Origin of the sequence: Archaeoglobus profundus DSM 5631 (assembly GCF_000025285.1) — an archaeon.
In the GTDB taxonomy this organism is placed as follows: Archaea; Halobacteriota; Archaeoglobi; order Archaeoglobales; family Archaeoglobaceae; genus Archaeoglobus_B; species Archaeoglobus_B profundus.
The window spans coordinates 389,023-407,277 of sequence record NC_013741.1 but is presented as its reverse complement, the minus strand read 5'-3'; the positions used below and the strand labels follow the sequence as shown (position 1 = coordinate 407,277).

The following is an 18,255-nucleotide window of genomic DNA, read 5'->3' as shown; positions in this document are numbered from 1 at the left end:
CGTGAGCCTTAAGGAGTACCTGAAGGGAAAGGTCAGCGATGATGAATTGAAGAAGGTTGTAAGAAGCTTCGAGATAATAGGTGATGTAGTCATAATAAACCTACCGGACGAGATATCTCACCTGAAGGATCTGATAGTAGAAGCCATTTTGAAAAAGCACAAACACGTAAAAACGATTTTAAGAAAGGTGGGAGAAGTAAGTGGCGAATTCAGGGTTGCAAGGTATGAGGTTCTTTATGGCGGTGAAACCGAAACTATAGCTAAAGAGTTTGGTTGCAGATTTCTGGTAGATCCAACAAAGGTCTACTACTCATCGAGACTTTCGAGCGAGAGGGAGAGAATTGCCAGAATGGTCAAAGAGGGAGAGAGGGTTTTGGTTATGTTTGCTGGAGTAGGTCCTTATGCAATAGTCATAGCCAAGCTCGCAAAGCCGAGTGAAGTCATAGGGGTAGAACTCAATCCGAAGGCAGTTGAATACTTTAGAAAGAATGTCAAACTTAACAAAGTTGAAGGTATCGTAAAAGTTTACGAAGGAGACGTTAGAGATGTCGTTCCAAAGCTCGAGGGTAAATTTGACAGAATACTGATGCCGGCACCTTATTCAGCTGAAAACTTCGTATACTTGGTTAGAGACAAGATAAAGAAGGGTGGATACGTACACTACTACACGTTTGCAGGTGAAGAAGAAGAGGAAAAACTTCCCGAAAAGGTCAAAGAGTTGTTTAGAAAGCACGGAATGGTTGTAGAGGTTTTAAACGTTAGAGAGTGCGGTAGCTTCGCTCCGCGCGTTTACAGATACGTAGTCGATTTGAGGGTTGTTGATTTCATTCAATGACAATTTTCAAGTAATCTCTGGTCGCTTTGATCTCTTTAATCCTACGTCCGATCTCGAATCTGGTCTTTTCCGATATCCTCTCAGAGGGAAGACCCAAACTGGAGAATATGTAACCCATTAAAAGTGAGCTGTTCATAAAGAACAATCCAGCCAAGCCTATTTTTAGAAAGAGTTCAAAGTTCTCTTTACCCATCCTCTTATCGTATCCTCTCTCCCTTAACCACTTCTCAAACTCATCGAGCGTTAGTTCAATCTCCTTCATAATACGAATGTCGAAAACGTATTTATAGTCCTAACCAATTTCGTCCATGCTTCTGATGATTCCGGGTCCAGTGCATTTGCACGAAAGAATTCAGCTGGCTATGGCCAAACCAATGATTGGACATAGAACGAAGGATTTTTCAGAGATATTGGAATATTGCACTGAAATGCTCAAAAAACTCTTCGGAACTAAGCACGACGTCTTTATAATTTCTGGTTCGGGAACTGCGGGAATGGAGGCTGCAATAGCCTGTTTCTCCAAAGTTAAGAGAATAACTTGCATAGACAACGGTAAATTTGGTGATAGGCTTGGAAAAATAGCAGAGAGATATACGGAAGTAGATGTGGTCAGATTTGAATGGGGAAAATCGATAGAGCTTGATGAAGTAGAAAAATCCTTAGCTGAAGGTAGCGAAGCTTTGGCTTTTGTTCATAACGAAACTTCTACTGGAATTCTAAATCCGGCCAGAGAACTTGCAAAAATTGCCAAGAAGTATGATGCGCTCGTAATAATGGACGGCATAACTTCTGTAGGCGGTGATTACGTTGCGATGGATGAGTGGGGAGTTGATGTCGCCATAGTCGGAAGTCAGAAGTGCATAGGAGCTCCACCGGGTCTGTGTGCCGTGGCTGTGAACGATAGAGCATGGGAGTTCTACAACGAGAAGTGTCCGTTCTACCTTGATTTAAAGGCATACAAGAAGAAACTTGAAGACTGGCAAACACCTTATACCCCAGCAGTTTCGCTGTTCTTTGCTCTGCAGGAAGCTTTGAAGATAATAGAGGAGGAGGGACTTGAGAACAGGATAAGAAGGCATAGAGAACTTTCAGCATTTGTTAGGAAATGGGTCGAGGAGGCGGGATTAGAACTCTTTCCAGAGCTTAACGAGTACAGTCAATACTCCAACACTGTCACAGCCATAAAAATGCCCGAAGGAATTACGGATAAGGAGCTTAGGGGAGAATTGAAGGAGAAGTACGGTATTCTGATATCGGGAGGTCAGGAACACTTGAAGGGAAAGATATTCAGAATAGGGACTATGGGAAACGTAACAATTAGAGATGTTGTAACGACATTGGCTTGCATAGAGAGGATACTGGTAAAAAGAGGAATTATTAAACCCGTGCTTGGTGAAATAGAAGCATGAAAGTAGGAATAGTAGATACGACCTTTGCAAGGATAAATATGGGAAAGATTGCGATAGACGAGCTCAGAAAAATTTGCTCTCTACCTTACGAAAGATACACTGTTCCCGGTATAAAGGATCTGCCAGTTGCGGCGAAGAAGCTTATAGAGGAGAGGGGATGTGATATCGTTATAGCACTTGGAATGCCCGGACCAAAGCCCATAGACAAGCAGTGCGCCCACGAAGCATCTTTAGGTTTGATAATGGCTCAGCTTATGACGAACAAGCACATAATAGAAGTTTTCGTCCACGAGGATGAAGCTAAGGACGAGAAGGAGCTTTGGATGATAACTGAAAACAGAGTTAGAGAGCACGTAAGGAATGCAGTTGATCTCCTTCTAAATCCTAAAAAACTCCAGAAGTTGGCTGGAACCGGGCAAAGGCAAGGTTTTCCGGATGTAGGACCCTTGCTTCGTTAAGCTTTTATTTGATTCGGCCTAGTGGGTTTAATGAAGTTTGCAATAGTGTCGTTCGGCTTAAGAGATATTGTTGATGTAGTTCTGCCTCTATATCCGCAGGCAGATGTATTCAACAGCTTGGATGATGTGAACATCGAAGAGTACGACTTCATCGTGTTGACATCTGAGCTGGGTGGTGAAGAGGGCGAAAGACTAATATCGGCGATGGAGAGTGTAGCCTGCGAAGACTTAATTGTTTTTTGCACGACTGCAACTAGCTTAAATGGAATTCTCAGAAGCAGAAATCAGGGGTTCAGCGGACGTAGTCATAGATAGACATATGTCCGCTTTGGGACACATCACCCTTGAAGGGCTCGTCCCCCTTCGGGGTAACCCCCCAAGCCCCACATCCGAAGGTTTAAGACTGCAATAACATCTCTATCCTGAACGAGACCGCAACGATCACATTTCATTAACCTGTCCCGATAGGCAGATAACCTGCCAGAGCAGACGGGACAGGTTTTGGAAGAGTTAGCGGGATTAACGTATTTAACTGGCAGACCGAACCACATGAGCTTGTATTCGAGCATCGATTGAAACATTCTACAGTTCCATTTTGAGAGTTTACGATTTAGATTTTTACTACCGTTGAGGATTCCATCCTTGATATTTTTCAAGTCTTCTAAAATTGCACCATGCTTTATCGATACTAATTCTCTTGCAATAGTAGTGGTTATTTTGTGCATTATATCTCTTACACGATTTCTTTCTCTCTTCGAATACTTCTGCATAAGTTTTTTAGCGGTTTTAGGTTTAGTCTTAGCCAGTTTTTGAATTCTCTTTCTCTTCTCCTCGTAAACTCTGTGAATGTGGTATAGCTCTCTAAGATCGAATCTGACAATTCTGTAATTGATCAAACCTGTAACATTTGTTAAGTTCACGTCGAAAGATGCGTAGTCTTTTGGTTCTACTAATTCGACTCTCTTTTTGAACGTAATAATCAGTTTATCTTTTTGCAGTATCAAACCGCCAATTGAATCGTAATCTTTTGGCAGATAATTGAATTTTGCTAAATCTACCTCTAAATAACGCTTTTTTGGCTCAATTGTAATTTTAATCTTACCGTTTCTAACTGTGAACAAGGTAGTTTTAACGTAAACGGTCTTTTTTGTAATTTCGGGTTTAGACTTTGCTTTGCCTCGATTGTACAATTGAATCCAACCCTTAACTAATCCTATAACTGAATTAATAGCTGAATCTACGTAATGTTTTGCAAATCTCCAGTTTCTTAATAGTTTATCTCTCAATTCCTTTCTATCATTTTTGTTGAACTTTAAATGAGCTTTTCCGCTTTTGGAATACTTTATGTGCTTGAATACTTCATCTAACACTGTTTTTCTCAGCTTGAAGAATTCTTCCATCAGGTCTTTCGGTGCTTTTATTGGGATACTGTAAGCTTTTATCAATTCCACAATAGCACTTAAACGTAAAAGTTTATAAGCTTTCCTGTGTAATAGAATTTATGAATGTTATGAGATTCAACGTTACTGTGAGAGAAGATATTGGAAAGTTGTTTAGAATGAAAGTCGTAGAAATTAAGGGAAATAAGAAGGGTGCATTAAGCGAAGCTGTAGAGGAAGCTTTAATCCTCTGGCTCGAAAAATACGGCGTTAAAATTCACTAATGTCTATCAATATCTACGAAAATTGTTACCGCTCCGCAAGGCTTTCGAAATAGTAAACAAACTTCCAACGTTTGATGGAGCGATACTGAGCGGTTTCCTCAAGTTTGAAGATAAAGTCGAAGCTCTAAAAATGATAATAGATGACAAGATCGATCATCTAGCGTCAAAGTAACTAACTTCAACAACTTCAGCTTCTGTAGTATCAAGAATTCCCGTGTTGTACACTCTAACTACTCTCCCCACACCTCTTACTTCAAGCTTAAGCCTGACAACAGTCATCTCACTCTCCTGAATTAGCGTTGGTGTTGAGAACATCAGAGAGTGCGAGTAAATCTCCTTTCCAGTTACCTGAGCTATTATTCCCAAAGTTCCCCTGTCTACATCGAACGTCTTTGCACTCGTTAAAAAGACGCAGTCTCCCACTTCAGCTCTCATTGCAGTTGCTATATTGTGAGCACTTCTCAACTCTATTGTTTTTATGTGCCTTCTCATCAGATCGTCTAGAACATCCTTCGATATACCTGTTAGCACTAGGCACTTCATACTTATCACCCATACATAGGTAATTCTTCTTTTCTACCCATCTCCTGCATTCTCGTCTGCTCTGCAAGCTTTTGCATCTGTGCCTCTATGAGTTCCGCCTCCTTTATTAGCTTTTCAACACTGATACTCCATCCAAACATTCTATTCAGAACGTTTATAACTTCTGCAGCAGCTCTTGGGTCTGGGTTGAATCCCAACGTCTCTCCAAGCAAAGCTAAGCCCGGGAACTTCCTTGCAACGCACTCATTCAAAATGCTTCCAGCTATACCCGATATCGTTCCGCTCTTGAATATTTCGACGTAGTCCTTTATCTCCTCCAAAAGCTCCTTCGAAGTTGCAGCTCCGAATACTCTCTTCTTATCCTCAAAAGTCGCAACTCCCGCTAGGGAATAAATTCTCTTAGCTTTTATCTCCATTACCCAGTCCAGTATTTTTTCACTCATCTCGTAAGCTATGTGCGGGAATATAGGAACATCGGAGTGTATTAGAACGAAACCAAGCTCGGACGACTGATAAACCCTTATCGGAGGCAGTATTATGCCGTCCATCAGGGAAGCTACTGGTGGAAGATCCTTCGATTCGACAACTCCAATCCACTCCAGATTTAGCTCCATTATGAGGTGCGAAGATGCTATAGTTCCAACAAGCCCAATCCCTGGAAAGCTTGTAAAGACAATAGGATTCTCGATGTCCACTCTATCCACAACAACCTTTGTATCCATAATTCCGATTTTGACAAGAAGTATATAAGGTTTTTAATCGCCAAGGAATTCTCATTTCATGAGAGAGTACAGATTTAAAAGGGGTTACAAGCCCGATGAAGGCAGACTGGAAGAACTCATAAGAAAGTACTTCGGCGAGTTTGAAAAGGACGGAAACGTCTACGTAGTCAGGTATGGAGCCATGGAGGAGCTGAGACTGTGGATAGAAAACAAAAGGCTCTATGCAGAAACGAGAACAAATCCGAAGGTAACAGAAGATGTCGCTGTCCAGACCATAAAGACATACAATAAGTTTTTAGAGGAGCTAACGGGGTATACGGCAAAAGAGAGGGCAAAGATGATGAAGAAAGAAGTCGAGTCAGGCTAGAGGCTTCTTAACGAACTCCCTCAATAGAACAGTTGCGTAGCAACCTTTCGGTAAATAAAAGCTAAATGTGACGTTCTCCTCCACCTCATACTTCAGGTTGGTTTGCTCTATTAGCATATCGGCAACTCTCACACTCCCCTTTGAAGAAAACTCCTTATACTCGTGCTTGAAGTCTTTCAAATCTATTCCATCCCTCTCCAAGTAAAATCGAATTCTCTCCGAAGTCCAGTCATCCCCCAAAGGTGTCTCGTAACCCGGTAGAGGTATTGCTAGAGCACACAATCCTCTTTCGATCAAAAACTTTACACGCTTGTAGTTGTGATCGTGAACCTTAACAAAATCTTCTCTAAACGTGTAATAATCGTTTAAGTTTACAAAATCGACCCAGTCTCCTTTCTCTACAACTTTCAGATTTCCAAATTCAGCAATCCTGTCTGAGAGAACGTTGTTAAAAACATAGGACTGGTAGGCATGTATGAACATCATCTTGAGGTTTTCTGGTAAGGAAAGCAAAGCTTCTTTCTCACTCTTACCTTCTCTCAACTTTTGCAGAAGTGTTCTTTCGTATCTGAGGTATTTGGGCATTTCCCTTAGGCCAAACTTGACGTCTCTAGTATTCCACAGTATTTCTCTAACCTTCCTAGCATCCTCACTCTCACCCTCGAAAGGTTTCGCAACGTAAACCCAGAAAGCAGTTTCGTAGTCTCTCTTGAGTATGTACTTTCCCACTTCATGCGTTATGAACCTTATAGAACCAAAGCGTTGCAATCCGAAAAAATTTGGCGTTCCTCTAGCTCTAAGCTCCCCCTCTATGAGTGGAATGTTGCTAACGTTCTTGGCATTTTTTATGACGACCTTAAAGATATTCCCCTTCAAATCACCGAGTTGAATAGATCTGTTAGTTCTTCCAACAACCTCTATCTCAGCATCCTTTATGCTTAAGCCTTTAAGTCTTTCCAATTCATCTTCGCTCTTTATCCTTACAGCGAAGTATTGAACGCTAACTGCCCTCTTATCCTTGGTTCCAGCGTAGCTAATCCTCTTTTGGCTTATCCTAAGCTTGTTTGAAAGGACTCTGACGAAATTCAGTGTATCCCAGTTTACCTTTTTCACCTTTATAATAACCCAATCTCCCTCTCCAATCTTTAAATCTGCAACCTCTTCTACATAGAAGTCTTCTGGATTTTCCTTAAAGATTCCGTTAATTCCTTCGTGCGAAGTTATGTAGCCCCTTATCCCAACAACCTCCTCCACCGAATATGTGGGGGTTATCATTGTTATAAAGCTCTTTGGAAAAAGTTTCTTAACAGGTGAACTAAACCTGAGCGATGGTCGGTAACACCTTTGGATACCTTTTCAGAGTTACGACTTGGGGAGAAAGTCACGGAAAAGCCGTCGGTTGTGTTGTTGATGGATGTCCAGCCGGTTTAGAACTTAGAGAGGAAGACATTCAGAGGGAATTGGATAGGAGAAGGCCGAAATCCGCAATATCAACTGCGAGAAGAGAGAAGGATGAGGTGGTAATACTTTCGGGCGTTTTCGAGGGCAAAACTCTAGGGACTCCGATAAGCATGCTAGTTTATAATAGAGATGTCAATTCAAAGCCCTACGAAGAGATAAAGCACCTGTTTAGACCGGGACATGCCGATTACACATATCAGGCTAAGTTCGGCTTGAGAGATTGGAGAGGTGGTGGAAGGTCATCGGGAAGAGAAACAGTTGCGAGGGTTATGGCAGGTGCAATTGCGAAGAAAATCCTTCAGAGATTTGGAATCAGGCTCGTGGGTTTTACGCGAGAGATTGCTGGAATAAGATGCGATATCAATCCGGAGGAATACGATTTGGACGAGATTTTCAGGTTGGCTGAATCGAATGCTGTTAGATGTCCAGATGAGGATGTTGCAAGGAGAATGGAAGAGACTATTTTGAAGGCTAAGGCTGAGGGAGACAGCGTTGGAGGTATAGCTGAAGTAATTGCGAGGGGAGTTCCAGCCGGTTTGGGTGAGCCAGTCTTTTTTAAGCTCGATGCTTATCTGGCATTCGCATTGATGAGTGTGCCAGCAGTTAAGGGAGTTGAGATTGGAGCTGGCTTCAAGGTTGCTAAAATGAGGGGAAGCGAGTGCAACGATCCGATTGTATTGAAGGAAGGTAAAATAGGATTTGCAACGAACAACGCAGGGGGAATCTTGGGTGGAATCTCAAATGGGGAGGATATAGTCGTCAGAGTTGCAATAAAGCCAACACCATCAATTTCAAAGCCTCAGAAAACTGTAAACTGGGTGAAGATGGTTGAAGATAAAATAGTCGTGAAGGGTAGGCACGATCCCTGCATTGTTCCAAGAGCAATTCCAGTTCTTGAGGCTATGGTTGCTCTGGTTTTGGTAGACTGCATGATGATGCAGGGGCTGATTCCAAGATTTTTGGGTTGATTTTTGTCGATTTCAGGTTGAGTAGGTCAAGCTTAAATGCACGGGACACCACTTACACTTTATGATCATAACCGATGATCACATGCACCTGTACAACCACCTCAAATTTAAGGCTCTAGAGCAGTTCAAAAGTGCTGGAGGAACTCACGTCTTCCTAGTTAACTTGCTCAGCAAACACTACGGTTTGAAACCTACCAAGCCTGAAGATTACTTGGAAATGTTCAAGAAACACATAAGCATGGTTGAAAAGGCCAACAAAATCGTTAGAGCTTTTGCTGTTATAGGCGTCCATCCTGCTGAGATCACACTCTTGGGAGGTAGGATGAAAGTCCAGAAGGCTGCTGAAATTATGAAATCAGCTTTCGACTTGGCTGGAAAGCTCATAGAAGAAGGAAAAGCTGTAGCTCTAAAGAGCGGGAGGCCACACTACAAAGTTTCGAAGGAAATCTGGGATTTGAGCAACGAGGTGATGAAGCATGCCTTTGAAGTGGCTAAGGATGTGGGATGTGCCGTTCAACTTCATACAGAGTCGTACACGTATGAAGGTATAAAGGAAATTGCCGAGATGGCTGATAAGGTTGGTTTGAAGAGGTACAAGGTTGTGAAGCACTTCTCCCCGCCAAAGATAAAGGAGTTCGAAGAGATTGGAATATTTCCTTCAGTCATATGCTTGAACGACTACGCTCTGGAGGCTGCAAAGCAGGGTAGCAGGTTTATGCTTGAAACGGACTACATAGACGACAAAGATAGGCCCGGTGCAGTTTTAGGTCCTAAGACCGTTCCAAGGAAGGTTAAAGAGTTGCTGAAGCATGGATTTGACGAAGATTTCATTTACAAGATTTGCGTCGAAAATGTGGAGAAGGTTTACGGTGTTGAAATCGAGTAATCGTTTCACCTCCATCTCTCTGAAATACTTGTGGAAACTTCACCTACTTCCACCTTTAAACCTCTCATAAATCTCAACAGCTCTTTTCCACTCCTCATCGCTCAAAGCAGGATCCTTTACTCCGTTTATTAAGAAAGCTTCAGTCCTTTCGAGGCATGTTCCACACCTAAGACAGGGTCTCTCCTCACCCCTATAACAACTCCAAGTAAGCTCATAGGGAACACCCAACTTCAAGCCGAGCTTAACGATATCGGCCTTTGTCATGTCCACAAACGGTGCCTTAATTACCACAGGATCAAAGATTGTGGCTAAGTAGACAGCAGTATCTAAAGCTTTAACGAACTCCTTTCTGCAGTCAGGGTATGTTGCATAATCAGACTTGTGTGCAGCGTAGTAAACTTCTCTTTCACCAACCTTCACAGCGTACCCTACAGCAATAGCCAAAAGGATCATGTTTCTGTTTGGCACTATCGTCTTCTTCTGGCTCTCATCAGTGTAGAACCCTTCTGGAACTTCCTCATTACCAGTCAAAGCACCCTTAGCAATCAATCTTTGAATGCAGGAAATATCTGCAATTTCGTGATGAATTTTAGCCTTTTCTCTCGCTTTTTCAACTATCATCTTCGCATGCTCTACTTCCCTCGCATGCCTCTGCCCGTAGATGTATGTAATGACGTAAATTTCATCGTATCTTTTCATCAGATACCAGAGCAACGTCGAGCTATCGATACCACCGCTCATTATCAACACGGGCATAGTCTAAAGAGTGCACACAACAGTTAATAAAATGCTCTCAGCTCTTAAATTCAGAAACCTCAAGTCCTTACATCCCTGAAGAACTCGATAAGCGAGTTCACGAGCATCTTCAAGAACAGAACAAGCCTCTCATCGTAACTCACGATAGATAAAGCTATTCCGTTCATGAACACGATCATCGCCGCTCTGTCATCGAAGATCAGTATGCCATGACACAAACCCTTGACTTTCTCCAAAAGCTTTTCTTTTCTTTGGAACTCGTAACATTCTCCCTTAACTCTGGAGGCATTCGAAGAGACAACTGTAACTCTGCACTTAGCTGAGTTCAGTATTTCTGCCATGTCGTCTGTGATGTATGATAGTAAAGCGACTATTCTTTCTCTTGCCTCACTCACCAATGTCCGCAGAATGCTGAGCGTAGCCTCTCCCTTATAAACTCTCACCTCTTCGGAAGCTCCACCTCTCAGTCTAGAAAGTTCCTTCTTCAGCAAATCGAGTCTGTCCAGAACTATGCCCGAAAATATCTTTACTATCTCATCAGCCTCTATCGCCCTAAATCTCAGAGGCTTTCCGTAAGATACCACCAAACCTTTCGATTCAAGCAGATTCATTACGTCATAAACGGAGGTGCGCGGAATCCCACTCAGCTCCGCAATGTCCTTTGCAGTCAGCTCACCGTGGAGCAGTAAAACGTACAGAGCCTTTGCTTCATACTCACTGAGTCCGAAGTATTTGAGGACCTCCGTAATCTTCATCGCTGAATGTAAGTTCGAAAGATATATATATCGCTTTTCGTTAATTGAGCTACGACAGGGGTGGTGTCATGAAAGTTAGAATCGTTCTTCTTGCCCTCATCGTGTCTTTCCTTATTGTAGCAACAATGCCTGTGCAAGCATTGGAGTATGAAGAAAAGCCAAACGTAACAGCGTACATCGTAGGCTCAAACTACTTGGATAGGGGTGAGCAGAAGACTGTATATATAGCAATATACAATCCGGCGGAAAGAAAGAAAGTCGACTACTTTGACCAAGAGGAGGCTGCTTTCTTCGCTGGGAAAGAAGACATGCTCTTCACAGCATACAACGTCGAAGTTAGGCTTGAAGGTAACGAATACATCGAAGTTAAGACTCCAACACAAAAAATTCCCGCTTTACCACCTTTACAGCCAGTAAACCTTGCATTCATTGTTAAAGTCAAAGATGAAGCAAAGGCTGGCAAGTACGAGTTGAAGCTGAAAGTTAGCTTTGACATAATTGACGATCTTGTCTATGTGGATACATTCAATCCGACATGGATGCCAACTCAAAAGCAGGTGAAGGATGAAGACGAGGCTAATGCAACATACACCTACGAATACGAGATGTTAACTGAGCACTATAAACTCAGATACGAGCATTTGAGCTTTGAAATCCCAATAGAGGTCTATGTGGAAGAGAAGGACGTTAGACTTGACATTGTCAACGTGAATGCCGAGAACATGGTTGGCAAAAGTAAGGGAAAATTGGTCGTTGAAGTGAAAAACGTTGGCGAGAAAACTGCTAAAAATGCTTATCTTGTCCTAGAAACACCATCTGGCTTTAAGGCTTCTGCTTTAAGCTTATCGCAAGCTCAAACCATGTCAGCGATGCCAGCGATGGCTGTACCGGGAACACAAATGGCAAATGCTCCTTCCATGCCTATGGGAATGCCAGCACAAGTAGCTTCAATGCCTTCAACAACATCTCAGCCAGCTTACTACGTGGGCGAACTGAGGCCGAATGATGTTGCAAAGGCAATCTTTTACATCAGGATTGATACTAAAGACGAAGGGAATTACACGTTTAAGGTCAAAGCAGTTTACTTGGACGAATACGGTAACATCGCTGAAAGTGATCCAGTTCCGTTTGGAGTTTACGTTTCAAAAGCTCCTGACTTCGAAGTTAAATCTGTTGAGAGCAAGGTCTTTGTAAATGCAAAGGGCGATGTGGTGGTAACATTAGTTCCAGAAATGGATTTAAAGGACGTCAGTGTCTACCTAACGACAAAACCGCCCCTCTCCGTTCTGAGCGCAGAATACTATCTTGGCGACGTTCAAGCTGGAAAGGAATATACGGCTGTGTTTAAAGTACAGGCATCGGATGAAGCAAAGCCCGTAATCTATCCAGCGGAGATCAAGCTGAAATACAGAAGCATGGACGAATACTTCTACACCGATTCGAAAAGTATAGGAATAAAGATAAATCCGAAGATGAAATTTGAGGTTTATGGAACTCCGAAAATTGCAGCTGGGAGCGAGGGGATAGTTACATTCACTATCAAAAACGTTGGAAACTTTACGATAAGAGAGGCTACTGCGAGGTTAACTATAACAGATCCCTTCTCTTCAGACGATGATACAGCATACATAGGAACGTTAAAGCCGGGAGAATCAGCAGAGATAAAATTCAAGCTAAGTGTAGATGCGGATGCAACCCCCAAGAAATACGGGCTGAACTTGGAAGTCAAATACAAGGATTTAGAGGATGAGTGGGCCATAAGCGAGCCTACCAAGGCAGTAATTGAGGTAGTCCCACCAAAACCGCCATACGGTGCAATTGCTCTAATTGCAATATTAGCTATTGTAGCAGTTGGTTATTACCTGAGGAGGCGTAGGAAGTGAGTTTCGAGGATTTCCTCGAAAAAGTTTCGAGATTTGTCGCAAAAAGACCGGGATTTATAGTTTCGGTTACAGCTTTAGTCGTTATAATCTTTCTAATTTCTGCTTCGCAAACAGAGTTCACATCGCTCGAATACAAAAACATGTTTCCCATAGGCGATCCGGTTTACAAAGATCTCGAGCTATATCAAAAGGATTTCGGAATCCGTGCTGAGGGAGTTTACATAATGATAAAGGGCGACGATGTTGTGAACAGGGAAGTCTACGAATACATGCTCAAATTGGGAGAGAATTTAAAGAACATTGATGGCGTTGGAGGTGTAACATCCCCAGCTTCGATAATCGCCGAGCTGAACGGAGGAGTTCTGCCAAGCGATAATTCTCAGCTTAAACGTTTGACGGAACTCTACGCGTATCATCTCGTTCCTAAAAAAACGCTTGCGCTGATATCCATAACTATAACGGTTACAGACCCCGATAAAACGATGGAACTTGCTGAGCAGATAGAGAGGGTCGTAAAATTCACAGACAGACCCACTGGTATAACAGCTGAAGTCACCGGATCCCCTGTATTAAGCTACCAGATCACCCAAACGACTCAGAAAGAGACGGGAATGACAACGATGGCTTCGATAATTGCGATGATAATTCTGCTTATCGTAACTTTCAGTGGAGCTGTTAGGAAAAAATACACTGCTTTCATGCCTCTCGTTATTTCCGTATTCTCTGTAATAGTCGTAGTCGGTCTTCTACCCCTTACTGGCATAAAGCTCGACACGATGATATCCGCATCTCTACCGATACTCATAGGATTGGCAATTGAATATGCCGCGCAGATTCAGAACAGATACGAACACGAGAGAATGAGGGGAGTTGACAGGGATAATTCGATTGTAATATCTGTGACAAAAACTGGTTTAGCTGTGATCCTTGCCATGATTACCACAGTCATAGGCTTTATGTCCATGGCTACAACTTTGATCCCAGAATTTGCAATTTTCGGGGGAAGCATATCTTTGGGTCTGGTAATAGCCTACATCTTTTCGATAACATCACTACCAGCAATTTTAAAGATACTGGATAAGGAAGAAACAACCAAAGTAAAGGAAAAGAAAGAAGTCGGAATTTTGGAGAAAGTTCTAACTTCTATAGCATCTCTTACCGCTTCAAAGCCGAAGGCCATACTTGCCTTAGCTCTGATAATCGTAATAGTTGGTGCCTATGCGAACACACAGATAGAGCTTGAGACTGACACCAAGAAATATTTCCCAGAGAATCTACCAGCTATGGTGAAATTCAACGAGCTTGAAGAAGTAATGGGTAAGCAGTACATCTATACAGTCGTTCTGTCCGTCGATGAGGTGGGAGTTGACGAGCTCAAAAGATTGGACGAGCTTGGAAATTACATAGTGAACAAGGAGGACATGGTTTACAGGTGTGACTCGCTCTCGTCGCTGATAAAGGAGTATCTAGGCAAGTTGCCAGAGAGTGATGCTGAGCTTTCGACAGTTTTGAGCATGATTCCAAAGGATGTTCTTAAGAGATACATCTCGGGCCACACACTCGCCTTATACCTATACACATCAGCGGACACTCACGACAAAAGGGTGGAGCTTACGGAATATCTCAAAAGGGATGTAAGATTCTTTGAATGGCACGAAGGTTACTACATAACTGGACAGCCAGCTATAATGGCACATCTTGGTGAAATTATGCTAAACAGCCAGACTCAGATGACGCTGGTTTCCTATGGGCTTATCGTTCTACTGCTCTTTGCAACCTACCGTTCAATAACGAGGGCAGTAGTTCCTTTAGTTGCGATTACCACAGTGATCGGTGTTCTAAACACGACAATGTTTGCAATGGGGATGAAGCAGACGTTTATGTCTATAGCCATAAACTCGATAACTCTCGGTTTAGGAATAGACTTCTCAATCCACATGGCTGAGAGGTATGCTGAAGAAAGGCAGAAGTATTCGCCAGAAAAAGCAGTCACAGTTGCAATAGAGGAGACTGGAAAAGCTATAGTTACCTCAGCTCTAACAATGGCCGGTGGATTCGGTGCTCTAATGCTCTCAAGCTTCCCGATGCTATGGAACTTCGGCTTTCTTTCGGTAATAGCTATAATTTTCAGCCTGATTGGAGCTTTAACAGTGGTTCCAGCGTTCCTCATGATTGTAGAGAGATTCAGAAGAACTGACGTAATGGACAGCGTTGCAAATGCGTTGAGTAGAGCTACTTAATTCATTTGATCAAATTTTACCCTCTTTAGAGGGATTTAGCCTTTTCAAGAATGATCATTGAACTTGTGAGGAATGGAGCAGGTTGAAGGAGGTTAGAGATGCTAATGTTAATGTAGGCACCATGTTAAGAAGAATTGGAGGCTGGGATGTGCATCATATTTTAAGCCAGGGCCCGGATTTGAACCGGGGTCAGGGGATCTGCAGTGGGTTAAGAGAAGAGAAAATTAAGAATAGAGTAATTTCAATAGGATGTAGCTCAAAAGAAAGCAATATAGATGAGATAAGATATGATGAAGTTAGGAAAGATTTTATCAATTGGTTATATGAAAAATGTTCTAAAGAACATGCAGATAAGCAAATCTATTATCTCGATAAGTATCTTCCAGATAGAATCAGAAATCCGAAAGAACTGTTTGAAATAATTAGGAAAGTCGAGAAAGGGAAACGACATTTTTGTGTTGGATTAAGAAATCTATTGAATTTCTATGAAGCTTTCGACTTAATGAACGAAGAAAGCTTAATGAAATATCGTAAAATTGTAAAGATTCCAAAGACCAACCAAGATGAATACGTTCCCGAAGATTCTAAAGTCATTGAAGTATTTAGAAAATTCAAAGATGAAAGATATAAAATTCTCTTTAAACTCTTAGCTTTCTCAGGAATAAGATTAAGAGAAGCACTACACCTACTGAGAACATTTGACTCAAATAAGCTAATAACTAATGATAAAATAGCTAAATATCCATTAGGACTTGATAGAGGAAGTAAGAAATCCTATTATGCTTATCTCCCTCTAGAATTCTCTAATGAGCTTAGAAGAATGGAATTAGATGAAGATGCAGTCTCACAATATTTTGCAAAGAAAGGATTACCAGCTAAATATCTAAGAAAATGGAACTACAACTTCCTTATCTTAAATGGAGTTCCAGAATCAGTAGCTGATTTTATACAAGGAAGAGCTTCAATTACAGTTGGTTCTATGCATTATCTTGCAAAGGTAAAACAAGCTGATGAATGGTATTCTAGAATAATTAGTAAGTTACTAAATTTATTTAAATAATTCTATAATTGAAATCTTCAAAATACTTAAAATATTTTAATCTTTTTTAGATTTTTTATGATTAAACTTAATGTAGTGAAAAGACTTTATTTAAGGATAGAAGAAAGTGAAAAAGATCGAATAGATGAGAATTACAGAGAAATAAGAGAGAATTACAATCCAATGAAGCAAAATATAAAAATAAAAGTTCTTTTCATTGGAGAATCCCCTGCTGGTGCTACATTCTTTTATTGTGCAAACTCAAACCTATATTTTGCAACTAAAGAAGCGTTTGAAAAAGCTTATAGTAAATCAATCACTAATTTCTTAGATTGCTTTAAATACTTAGGTTGTTATCTGATCGACGTATACAATAAACCTGATACAAAAGCAAAAAGTCCTTGTGGATGGGTAGGAAGACAAGAGAAGGGAAAATTAATTCCTAACTTAGCAAATCAAATATCTCAATTAAATCCTTACTTTATAATCGTTATACATGAAAGAGTATGCTGTTGGGCAATATTATCAGCCAAGGAAGCATTAAAAAAGTTAAAGAAGTCGAAAACTCAACCTAACTTTAACTTAAATGACATTAGATGTTTACCTTTTCCGAGATGTGATTGTAGAGAAGTTTACATAGATCAACTCGCTGAAATCATTAAGAAAGAACTAATACCACGAGGTATATTCCCTAAAAAATTACCACAACCACCATGTTAATGACATAGTATTTTAGGATCGTAAATAAGCCAATTGAACTATTATAATTTAAGAAATCTTAAAGCTGTATCAATTAATTTTCTTTTTATAATTTCTTCGAATTTCTTCTCATCAAAAATCAAAAATGGTCCAGAATCTGAAACTTCGATAAATTTCGATGCAAGTCCAAATCTATTAAACTCATCCAGAACTCTTTTTATGCTATCGAGAGGAATTTCATAGAACTTTATATATTCCTCTAGTCTTTCTCTTGCAATTTTCGGATCTCTAATTCTGCTAATTGCAAGAATTGTCGTTAGCGATCCAAATTCAAATATAAGTTCACTCTCAGGCAAAGGAATTCTACTCAATATGTATTCCGAGACTTCTATTGAACTTCTAATTTCATCATGGATAAATCGACCACGAGAATCGTAAATGGGAACTTCATAAGCTAAACCGAGTTCTTCTAATCGGTTGAAGAAGTCTCTGCTCTTGCTGTAATTATAGTAAGTGATAAAATAACAGATTAGGGATAGAAGTGGATGTAATTTTCGCTTTCTTCCATATCTGAGTTCAACTTCTTTTCCCATTGTTACAAGTTTACTGTGGATTACATAATCCGTAACTCTACTTTCAACATGCAAAAGCAAGCGATCAAAGATGTCTTTCTCTGATAATTCAAATCTCATAATTCTTTCTCTTACATACCTCTCCACAGTTCCAACTGCTATTATTGGGGCCATTTTACCGAACTCTTTGATAATACTATCAAGTTCTCTAGAATTCGTGCTAATTCTATTAGCAATTATTTCTCTGCCGATTTCATCTCCTTTATTAGTTAAATGTATGAAATACTTTCTTAGTTCTCCACTACCTCTAGCTTCTTCAAGTACTAAATCAAAGTTTTTCAGTATATTTAAAATCTTAGGTTCAATTATGGTTCTGTACTGAGGTCTTTTAGTCTTTACACCAGAACATATTAAATCGTAAGTTATAGCATCTCTATACATAGAAGGAATCTCTCTAGTAATATATAACATTGCAAGAAGATTTATAACATCTTCAATAAACTCATCCAATCCTGAGTATCTTAGCGTTTGTATGAACTTATCTAATTTTCCCTCTGCTACTGGAATTTGTTCGATTCTCCTACCTTTGATCCATTCTTCAAAGGAACCAAACATAGGAAATGTCAGAGAGATGTTTAAAGATCTCCTTAGCTCATTCTCAAAAGAGTTGTAATGGACGATCGGGATTACCCTCCCTCGATATTCAATTTTGCCTTCATATGCTGGATTATCGACGACTATGTAAATTAAATCAAATCCAGATTTAGCTAATTTTTCAGCATCTCTCCTAACATCACTTGTAAAAGTTATCTCAATTCCAATAGTTTTGTTGTGTGATTTGCTATATCCATACAAATCTATTCTATCACTAGGCGAAATATAACGTTCTTTCTCCACTGTAAAATCGTAATATTCAAGAAGAGCTTTCAGATAATCCTGAACTTCTGAATGCATATTGGCCATGGTAACACCTCTATAATTGATTGGTAACTGATTGGT

The 18,255-nt window shown here is 40.7% G+C and carries 21 protein-coding genes; 13 read left to right on the top strand and 8 right to left on the bottom strand.

Going from position 1 to position 18,255, the window contains the following annotated elements:
• Window position 1 precedes the first annotated feature (1 nt).
• Window positions 2–835 (top strand): class I SAM-dependent methyltransferase, encoded by an 834-nt coding sequence (locus ARCPR_RS02400; protein WP_012939880.1) that lies wholly within the window; start codon window positions 2–4, stop codon window positions 833–835.
• On the opposite strand, the gene ARCPR_RS02395 is transcribed toward ARCPR_RS02400, so the two are convergent.
• Window positions 825–1,097: a hypothetical protein gene (locus ARCPR_RS02395; protein WP_012939879.1), complete on the bottom strand. Its 273-nt coding sequence runs from the start codon at window positions 1,095–1,097 to the stop codon at window positions 825–827. The genes ARCPR_RS02400 and ARCPR_RS02395 overlap by 11 nt on opposite strands.
• A gap of 46 nt (window positions 1,098–1,143) precedes the next feature.
• Between ARCPR_RS02395 and ARCPR_RS02390 the strand changes: the two genes are divergently transcribed.
• From ARCPR_RS02390 to ARCPR_RS02380, 3 genes are read left to right on the top strand one after another with little or no spacing between them, the layout of a single operon-like run.
• Window positions 1,144–2,244, top strand: a complete 1,101-nt coding sequence (locus tag ARCPR_RS02390; protein WP_012939878.1) for a pyridoxal-phosphate-dependent aminotransferase family protein — start codon at window positions 1,144–1,146, stop codon at window positions 2,242–2,244.
• Entirely contained in the window at window positions 2,241–2,702 is a 462-nt protein-coding gene (gene ribC, locus ARCPR_RS02385) for a riboflavin synthase (RefSeq protein WP_012939877.1), read from the top strand. Before ARCPR_RS02390 ends, ribC begins: the two co-directional genes overlap by 4 nt.
• 30 nt (window positions 2,703–2,732) lie before the next feature.
• A complete protein-coding gene (locus tag ARCPR_RS02380; protein ID WP_012939876.1) occupies window positions 2,733–3,017 on the top strand; it encodes a hypothetical protein in 285 nt (94 codons plus the stop codon).
• A 23-nt stretch (window positions 3,018–3,040) separates the two neighbouring features.
• Here ARCPR_RS02380 and ARCPR_RS02375 read toward each other — a convergent pair whose 3' ends face one another.
• Window positions 3,041–4,153, bottom strand: a complete 1,113-nt coding sequence (locus tag ARCPR_RS02375) for an RNA-guided endonuclease InsQ/TnpB family protein (RefSeq protein WP_012939875.1) — start codon at window positions 4,151–4,153, stop codon at window positions 3,041–3,043.
• A gap of 50 nt (window positions 4,154–4,203) precedes the next feature.
• Between ARCPR_RS02375 and ARCPR_RS09710 the strand changes: the two genes are divergently transcribed.
• Together ARCPR_RS09710 and ARCPR_RS09705 are read left to right on the top strand one after the other, a co-directional pair.
• The gene (locus ARCPR_RS09710) at window positions 4,204–4,365 is read left to right on the top strand and encodes a hypothetical protein (RefSeq protein ID WP_012939874.1); all 162 of its coding nucleotides are present in this window, start codon (window positions 4,204–4,206) and stop codon (window positions 4,363–4,365) included.
• A gap of 22 nt (window positions 4,366–4,387) precedes the next feature.
• A complete protein-coding gene (locus ARCPR_RS09705) occupies window positions 4,388–4,537 on the top strand; it encodes a hypothetical protein (protein ID WP_187286419.1) in 150 nt (49 codons plus the stop codon).
• Here the strand turns inward: ARCPR_RS09705 and ARCPR_RS02370 are convergent.
• Window positions 4,519–4,908, bottom strand: a complete 390-nt coding sequence (locus ARCPR_RS02370; RefSeq protein ID WP_012939873.1) for a DUF473 domain-containing protein — start codon at window positions 4,906–4,908, stop codon at window positions 4,519–4,521. The two genes, ARCPR_RS09705 and ARCPR_RS02370, sit on opposite strands and share 19 nt — an antisense overlap.
• A 5-nt stretch (window positions 4,909–4,913) precedes the next feature.
• Window positions 4,914–5,630, bottom strand: coding sequence for a proteasome assembly chaperone family protein (locus tag ARCPR_RS02365; protein ID WP_012939872.1), 717 nt, complete (start codon window positions 5,628–5,630; stop codon window positions 4,914–4,916).
• Window positions 5,631–5,688: 58 nt separating this feature from the next.
• Between ARCPR_RS02365 and ARCPR_RS02360 the strand changes: the two genes are divergently transcribed.
• Window positions 5,689–5,997: a DUF5611 family protein gene (locus tag ARCPR_RS02360; RefSeq protein WP_012939871.1), complete on the top strand. Its 309-nt coding sequence runs from the start codon at window positions 5,689–5,691 to the stop codon at window positions 5,995–5,997.
• Here the strand turns inward: ARCPR_RS02360 and truD are convergent.
• Entirely contained in the window at window positions 5,989–7,251 is a 1,263-nt protein-coding gene (truD, locus tag ARCPR_RS02355; RefSeq protein ID WP_245526149.1) for a tRNA pseudouridine(13) synthase TruD, read from the bottom strand. The genes ARCPR_RS02360 and truD overlap by 9 nt on opposite strands.
• 74 nt (window positions 7,252–7,325) lie before the next feature.
• Between truD and aroC the strand changes: the two genes are divergently transcribed.
• Together aroC and ARCPR_RS02345 are read left to right on the top strand one after the other, a co-directional pair.
• Complete coding sequence (gene aroC / locus ARCPR_RS02350) at window positions 7,326–8,426, top strand: chorismate synthase (protein WP_012939869.1); 1,101 nt, start codon at window positions 7,326–7,328, stop codon at window positions 8,424–8,426.
• 61 nt (window positions 8,427–8,487) lie between these two features.
• On the top strand, window positions 8,488–9,312 hold the full coding sequence (locus ARCPR_RS02345; protein ID WP_012939868.1) for a TatD family hydrolase: 825 nt from the start codon (window positions 8,488–8,490) through the stop codon (window positions 9,310–9,312).
• A 39-nt stretch (window positions 9,313–9,351) separates the two neighbouring features.
• Here ARCPR_RS02345 and queC read toward each other — a convergent pair whose 3' ends face one another.
• Together queC and ARCPR_RS02335 are read right to left on the bottom strand one after the other, a co-directional pair.
• The gene (gene queC, locus ARCPR_RS02340; RefSeq protein ID WP_148208660.1) at window positions 9,352–10,068 is read right to left on the bottom strand and encodes a 7-cyano-7-deazaguanine synthase QueC; all 717 of its coding nucleotides are present in this window, start codon (window positions 10,066–10,068) and stop codon (window positions 9,352–9,354) included.
• Between the two features lie 59 nt (window positions 10,069–10,127).
• Window positions 10,128–10,823: a TrmB family transcriptional regulator gene (locus ARCPR_RS02335; RefSeq protein ID WP_012939866.1), complete on the bottom strand. Its 696-nt coding sequence runs from the start codon at window positions 10,821–10,823 to the stop codon at window positions 10,128–10,130.
• A gap of 68 nt (window positions 10,824–10,891) precedes the next feature.
• Between ARCPR_RS02335 and ARCPR_RS02330 the strand changes: the two genes are divergently transcribed.
• The 4 genes from ARCPR_RS02330 (at window position 10,892) to ARCPR_RS02315 (ending at window position 16,705) form a co-directional block, all read left to right on the top strand.
• Window positions 10,892–12,706 (top strand): COG1361 S-layer family protein, encoded by a 1,815-nt coding sequence (locus ARCPR_RS02330; RefSeq protein ID WP_012939865.1) that lies wholly within the window; start codon window positions 10,892–10,894, stop codon window positions 12,704–12,706.
• A complete protein-coding gene (locus ARCPR_RS02325) occupies window positions 12,703–14,946 on the top strand; it encodes a hydrophobe/amphiphile efflux-3 (HAE3) family transporter (protein WP_012939864.1) in 2,244 nt (747 codons plus the stop codon). Before ARCPR_RS02330 ends, ARCPR_RS02325 begins: the two co-directional genes overlap by 4 nt.
• Before the next feature lie 82 nt (window positions 14,947–15,028).
• Entirely contained in the window at window positions 15,029–16,006 is a 978-nt protein-coding gene (locus tag ARCPR_RS09285) for an integrase (protein WP_012939863.1), read from the top strand.
• Window positions 16,007–16,063: 57 nt separating this feature from the next.
• Window positions 16,064–16,705, top strand: coding sequence for a hypothetical protein (locus ARCPR_RS02315; RefSeq protein ID WP_012939862.1), 642 nt, complete (start codon window positions 16,064–16,066; stop codon window positions 16,703–16,705).
• 41 nt (window positions 16,706–16,746) lie between these two features.
• On the opposite strand, the gene ARCPR_RS02310 is transcribed toward ARCPR_RS02315, so the two are convergent.
• Window positions 16,747–18,219, bottom strand: coding sequence for a hypothetical protein (locus tag ARCPR_RS02310; RefSeq protein WP_012939861.1), 1,473 nt, complete (start codon window positions 18,217–18,219; stop codon window positions 16,747–16,749).
• Between the last annotated feature and the right edge of the window lie 36 nt (window positions 18,220–18,255).

Coding starts and splice junctions, on each gene's coding strand:
- ARCPR_RS02395 (WP_012939879.1), bottom strand. CDS start 1,097: ATGAAGGAGATTGAACTAACGCTCGATGAGTTTGAGAAGTGGTTAAGG.
- ARCPR_RS02390 (WP_012939878.1), top strand. CDS start 1,144: ATGCTTCTGATGATTCCGGGTCCAGTGCATTTGCACGAAAGAATTCAG.
- ribC (WP_012939877.1), top strand. CDS start 2,241: ATGAAAGTAGGAATAGTAGATACGACCTTTGCAAGGATAAATATGGGA.
- ARCPR_RS02380 (WP_012939876.1), top strand. CDS start 2,733: ATGAAGTTTGCAATAGTGTCGTTCGGCTTAAGAGATATTGTTGATGTA.
- ARCPR_RS09710 (WP_012939874.1), top strand. CDS start 4,204: ATGAATGTTATGAGATTCAACGTTACTGTGAGAGAAGATATTGGAAAG.
- ARCPR_RS02370 (WP_012939873.1), bottom strand. CDS start 4,908: ATGAAGTGCCTAGTGCTAACAGGTATATCGAAGGATGTTCTAGACGAT.
- ARCPR_RS02365 (WP_012939872.1), bottom strand. CDS start 5,630: ATGGATACAAAGGTTGTTGTGGATAGAGTGGACATCGAGAATCCTATT.
- ARCPR_RS02360 (WP_012939871.1), top strand. CDS start 5,689: ATGAGAGAGTACAGATTTAAAAGGGGTTACAAGCCCGATGAAGGCAGA.
- aroC (WP_012939869.1), top strand. CDS start 7,326: ATGGTCGGTAACACCTTTGGATACCTTTTCAGAGTTACGACTTGGGGA.
- ARCPR_RS02345 (WP_012939868.1), top strand. CDS start 8,488: ATGATCATAACCGATGATCACATGCACCTGTACAACCACCTCAAATTT.
- queC (WP_148208660.1), bottom strand. CDS start 10,068: ATGCCCGTGTTGATAATGAGCGGTGGTATCGATAGCTCGACGTTGCTC.
- ARCPR_RS02335 (WP_012939866.1), bottom strand. CDS start 10,823: ATGAAGATTACGGAGGTCCTCAAATACTTCGGACTCAGTGAGTATGAA.
- ARCPR_RS02330 (WP_012939865.1), top strand. CDS start 10,892: ATGAAAGTTAGAATCGTTCTTCTTGCCCTCATCGTGTCTTTCCTTATT.
- ARCPR_RS02315 (WP_012939862.1), top strand. CDS start 16,064: ATGATTAAACTTAATGTAGTGAAAAGACTTTATTTAAGGATAGAAGAA.
- ARCPR_RS02310 (WP_012939861.1), bottom strand. CDS start 18,219: ATGGCCAATATGCATTCAGAAGTTCAGGATTATCTGAAAGCTCTTCTT.